The following is a 5,309-nucleotide window of genomic DNA, read 5'->3' on the forward strand; positions in this document are numbered from 1 at the left end:
GCGCGCCATCGATCTGCAGATGAATCACGGCAAGACCACCATCATCGAGATCATGTGCACCCGCGAGCTCGGCGACCCGTTCCGCCGCGATGCGCTCGCCAAGCCCGTGCGCACCCTCGACAAGTACAAGGACTTCGTCTGAGTCCCTGAGTCCCTGAGTCCCTGAGCACGCCGGAGGCGGCCCGCGCCGCTTCCGGCCCTGTCGCTGCGGCGACTGTCCCGCAGCGACAGAACTGACGCAACCGAACCGCCGCGACCGAACCCCTGAGCCCGACCCAATGAAAGCGATCAACCGCATCATCGAGCGCGCCCGCGCCGCGCCCCGGCGCATCGTGCTGTGCGAGGCCGAAGACCCGCGCATCCTGCAGGCCGCGCAACGCGCCAGCCGCGAGGCCATTGCCCGCATCGTGCTGGTGGGCGACGCGGCGCGCATCCGCCAGGCCGCCGCCGGCGACGGCATCGACCTGGCCGGCATGGACCTGATMGACCCTGCCACCTCCGCGCTCACACCGTCGTTCGCGCACAAGCTGTTCGCGCTGCGCGGCAGGAAGGGCATGACGCTGGAGCAAGMGAAGCGCGAGGTGCTCAAGCCGCTGTGCTTCGCMAACCTGATGGTGCGCCTGGGCCATGCCGACGGCTCGGTGGCCGGCGCGGTGCACACCACCGCCGACGTGGTGCGCACCGCCATCCAGATCATCGGCATCGATCCCGCGTTCAGGCTGGTGTCGAGTTTTTTCCTGATGATGCTCTGCGAACCGTTCCATGCCTTGAAGGGCGGACTGATCTTTTCCGATTGCGGGCTGGTGGTGGACCCCGATGCCGGCGAGCTGGCCGAGATCGCCATGGCCGCGGCCGACAGCGCGCAGAGCCTGCTGATGGATGCGCCGCGCGTGGCGATGCTGTCGTTCTCCACCAGCGGCAGCGCCAGGCACGCGGCGGTCGACAAGGTGGTGGAGGCAACCCGCCTGGTGCAGGAACGGCGCCCCGCGCTGGCGATCGACGGCGACGTGCAGCTCGACGCGGCCATCGTGGCCKAGATCGCCGCGAAGAAGATCGCGCATTCGAAGGTGGAAGGCCGCGCCAATGTGCTGGTTTTCCCCAACCTGGAAGCCGGCAATATCGGCTACAAGCTGGCCGAGCGCGTGGGCGGCGCCAAGGCCATCGGGCCGCTGCTGCAGGGCCTGCAGCAGCCGGCCAACGACCTGTCGCGCGGCTGCAGCGCCGACGACGTCTACTACGTGATCGYGGTCACGGCGGTGCAGGCCCAGGCCGCCGCCGCGCAGACACGGCCCCCCCAGCCCGCCGGGAACGCCATGGCCGCGTCACTGCCATKAGCACCGAACACCTGCTGCCGCTGCTCGCGCTGATGGGCGCGGCAAGCTACTTCCAGACCGTGACCGGCTTCGGCCTCGGCATGATCGTGATGGGCGCGACCAGCGGCCTCGGCCTGGCGCCGGTGGCCAGCGYGGCCATGGTGGTCAGCCTGGTGACGCTGGCCAACAGCGCGGTGGCCCTGCCCGGCAAGCTGCATCACGTCGACTGGCGCGCGGTGGGCGCGGCCACGCTGGGCATCCTGCCGTCGGTGGTGGCGGGCGTGCTGCTGCTCGACTACCTGAGCAGCAGCGCGTCGGGCATCCTGCAATGGCTGCTGGGAGCGGTGGTGCTGTATGGCGGCCTGAGCGCGGCGCTGCGCCCCGCCCCGCTGCGGCAACGCTCCGGCGACCGCAGCTTCTTCATGAGCGGCGTCTTCGGCGGCCTGCTCAGCGGCATGTTCGGCGTCTCCGGGMCGCCGCTGATCTTCCAGTTCTATCGCCAGCCCTTGTCGCTGGTGGAAATMCGCTGCGCGCTGATCCTGGTGTTCACGGCGACTTCCGTCACGCGCACGCTGTTCAGCGCCTGGCAGGGGCAGCTCGGCGCCGATATCTGGCTCGAGGCCGCGCTGGCCGTGCCCGTGGTGGCGCTGACGACGATCGCTGCGCGGCGCTATCCGCCGCCGCTTTCGGCGCTGGCGACGCGGCGCATCGCCTTCGGCGTGCTGGTGGTGATCGGGGCTTACCTGATGCTGCCGGGGCTGCTGCGGCTGGCGGCGATGGGCACGGCTTGCTGTAGCGCCTGAGCGCGGGGCAGGCCGTTCGCCGCCCCGCGCCATGCGCACGTCCGTTCCGGGCGACGGTTCCGGCCGGCGGTTCCGGGCGGCGGTTCCGGGCGGCGGTTCCGGCCGKCGGTTCCGGGCGGCGGTTCCGGGCGGCGGTTCAGCCGCGCCCGCCGATCMATCGCACGATCTCGGCGAACACCGGCATGGCCGGCGCCACCGACAGGTCCAGCGCCAGGCAGCGGCGGTAATAGGGGCTGAGGTCCAGCCCGACGCCCAGGCCCAGCACTTCCACGCCGCGCGGCGTGTCGTGGCGCGCCACCACTTCCTTCAGGTGGTTGTCCAGGTACCAGGCATCGTTGGCATGCCCCGTGGCGGTATCCATCGGGCTGCCGTCGGAGATCACGATCAGGATCCGCCGCGTCTCGGCGCGCGCCAGCAGGCGCGCGCAGGCCCATTCGACAGCCTCGCCGTCCACCCCTTCGCGGAACAGGTCGGCCTTGAACAGCGCGGCGATACCGGCGCGGGCGCGGCGCCAGGGGCTTGCCGCGTCCTTGAACACCATGTGGCAGGTTTCGTTCAGGCGGCCGGGATGCGCGGGGCGGCCCCGCGCCAGCCAGTCGAGCCGGGCGCGGCCACCGTTCCAGGCGCCGGTGGTGAAGCCGAGCACCTCGCTGGCCACGCCGGCCTGGTCGAGCGCGCGCGCGAGCACGTCCACCAGCATGGCCACCCGCTCGATATGCGCCTTCATCGAGCCGGAGCAATCGATCAGCAGGCTGACCGCGCAGTCCGCCTGCAGCTTGTGGCGCTCCAGGCGGAACAGCCGCCGCTCGGCCGGCGAGCTGACCAGTTGCGCCAGGCGCCGGCCATCGATGCGGCCGTGCTCCTCGCCGAACGACCAGCCATCGCGCTGCGGCACGGCCAGCGCCGCGCTCAGCGCCCGCGCCAGCCGGGCCACATGGATGCTTTGCTCGGCAATGCGGCGGTCGAGACGTTCGCGATACTCGGCAAGCAAGGCCTTGCGGACCAGCTTGCCGGGCGCGATCTCGCGGTCGTAGCGGGTGGTGTAGGCGCGATAGCCGCCGGCCGCGGCCTGCAGCACGCGGCTGGTGCCCGTCGCCGCCGGGGCCATCGCCTCGTGCTCATCGTCCTCGCAACCGAGCGCCAGCGAAAACGCCACGCGCACGGCTTGCTCATCCTGCTCGTCCCCGGTGCCGTCCTGCGCCTGCGCCGCGCGGGCAGAGCGCAACATGTCRCCAAGCAGCCTGGCGATCGCCAGCGCATGCGCGGCGAACGCGCCCTGTTCCGCGCGATGCCGGCGCAAGCCCGCCAGCGGCACGCCGAGCACCGGCACGATGGCGGCCCGCGTGGCTTCGATCAGGTCCTCGGTGTCCGGCAGCACCGGCCAGCCCGAAAGCCGCGACCACGCGATCTGCGCCACCGTGTACAGCAGGATGCCCAGCTGGGTCTCGGCCAGGCCGGCGCGATGGAAGGCGCGCGACCAGGCTTCGAAGCGGTGCCTCAGGTTCTGCGCCAGGCCCGGCATGCCGGCCGGCGGCAGCGACTCGCAGCGCAGTTGCTCCAGCAACTCGAACACCAGCCGCTCGACCGGATCGCCCGGGCACAGCTGGCGGTGCAGTTCCGGCTCGGAGCGCGCCAGGCGCAAGGCGGCGCCGTCCGCCGCGCCGCGCAGGGATGCAAAGTCGTCGGCCTGCGCATCGGTGCGCATGTGGGGCGCGTGCAGCGGCAGCKGCCGGGTGCCCCGGCACAGGCGGCCGACGCGATAGTGCAGCGCGGCGTCGCCGGTGAGGGCGCGCACTGCTGCCGCGCACAGCGCTTCGCGCTGCTGATGGCGGCGCGCCGCCTGGCGGTCCGCCGCCATCAGCGCGGCTCCGGCGCGGCTTCGCGCGCGGGATCCAGTTCCCGCCCGAAGCAGCGCTGGAAGTACTCGGCCACCACCGGCCGCTCGGCGTCGTCGCATTTGTTGAGAAAACTCAGCCGGAAGGCCAGCGCCGGATCGCGGAAGATCTGGCAGTTCTCCGCCCAGCTGATCACGGTACGCGGCGACATCAGCGTGGAGAGGTCTCCCGTGGCAAAGCCCTTGCGCGTGAGCTCCGCCACGCTCACCATGGATTCGACCAGCGCGCGCCCGGCCTCGCCTGCCAGTTCCGGCACCCGCGCCAGCACGATGCCCGCCTCTTCCGCGCGCGGCAGGTAGTTCAGCGTGGCCACCACGTTCCAGCGGTCCATCTGCGCGTGGTTGAGCATCTGCGTGCCGTGGTACATGCCGTTCAGGTTGCCCAGCCCCACGGTGTTGGTGGTGGCGAACATGCGGAAGGCGGGATGGGGATGGATCACGCGGTTCTGGTCGAGCAGCGTGAACTTGCCGTCGCGCTCCAGCATGCGCTGGATCACGAACATCACATCCGGGCGCCCGGCGTCGTATTCGTCKAAGATCAGCGCCACCGGGCGCTGCAATGCCCAGGGCACGATCCCTTCCTGGAATTCCGTGACCTGCCGCCCGTCGCGCACGACGATGGCGTCCTTGCCGACCAGGTCGAGCCGGCTGATATGCCCGTCGAGGTTCACGCGCACGCACGGCCAGTTCAGGCGAGCCGCCACCTGCTCGACATGGGTCGATTTGCCGGTGCCGTGCAGGCCCTGCACCATCACGCGGCGGTCGCGGGTAAAGCCCGCCAGGATCGCCAGCGTCACTTCGGGGTTGAAACGGTAGGCCGGATCGATCTCCGGCACATGGTCGTCGCGTTCGCGGAACGCCGGCACCATCAGGCCCGAATCGATGCCGAACAGGGTGCGAGCCGCGACCATTGTGTCCGGCTTGCCCATCACGATTTCGCTCACTTCGCTCTCCTCCGCACCTTGTCGTCGCGGCGGCGCGCATGCGCCGCCAGCCGCGGGTCACCCGCGCTTTGACCTATCTTAGTACGGTTTCTATTTTAGAGACAAATCATTCCGTTTATTGATTTTCCCTATTGACCATCGCGAACTACCGACCTACAGTTCGTCAAACACACAGTATCCGGAACAAATCGTTCCGTTTTGAATTCAAGCCCGGAGACCCACCACCATGAGCGAACACCTCCCCGAATCCCTGCGCCAGGCCACCACCGACGCCCCCGCCACCACCGGCCCGCAGGCCATGACCCCCTCGGAAGCCTTTGTCGAAACCCTCGCCGCCAACGGCGTCACCGACATG

Annotated in this window: 4 protein-coding genes; 2 read left to right on the plus strand and 2 right to left on the minus strand. The window is 70.2% G+C overall.

Going from position 1 to position 5,309, the window contains the following annotated elements:
• The first annotated feature begins 278 nt into the window (after positions 1-278).
• Both pta and AC1DKV_RS40030 read left to right on the plus strand, forming a co-directional pair.
• Positions 279-1,367 carry a phosphate acetyltransferase gene (gene pta / locus AC1DKV_RS40025; protein ID WP_477139708.1) on the plus strand — a complete coding sequence of 363 codons (1,089 nt, stop codon included), beginning with the start codon at positions 279-281 and terminating at the stop codon, positions 1,365-1,367.
• Positions 1,367-2,116, plus strand: coding sequence for a TSUP family transporter (locus AC1DKV_RS40030; RefSeq protein ID WP_477139709.1), 750 nt, complete (start codon positions 1,367-1,369; stop codon positions 2,114-2,116). Before pta ends, AC1DKV_RS40030 begins: the two co-directional genes overlap by 1 nt.
• 136 nt (positions 2,117-2,252) lie before the next feature.
• Here the strand turns inward: AC1DKV_RS40030 and AC1DKV_RS40035 are convergent, their stop codons facing one another.
• A complete protein-coding gene (locus tag AC1DKV_RS40035; RefSeq protein WP_477139710.1) occupies positions 2,253-3,974 on the minus strand; it encodes a cobaltochelatase CobT-related protein in 1,722 nt (573 codons plus the stop codon).
• On the minus strand, positions 3,974-4,939 hold the full coding sequence (locus AC1DKV_RS40040) for an AAA family ATPase (RefSeq protein ID WP_477139711.1): 966 nt from the start codon (positions 4,937-4,939) through the stop codon (positions 3,974-3,976). The genes AC1DKV_RS40035 and AC1DKV_RS40040 overlap by 1 nt, the downstream gene beginning before the upstream one ends.
• Positions 4,940-5,309 lie beyond the last annotated feature (370 nt).

It is taken from the genome of Cupriavidus sp. 05T41 (assembly GCF_056396525.1).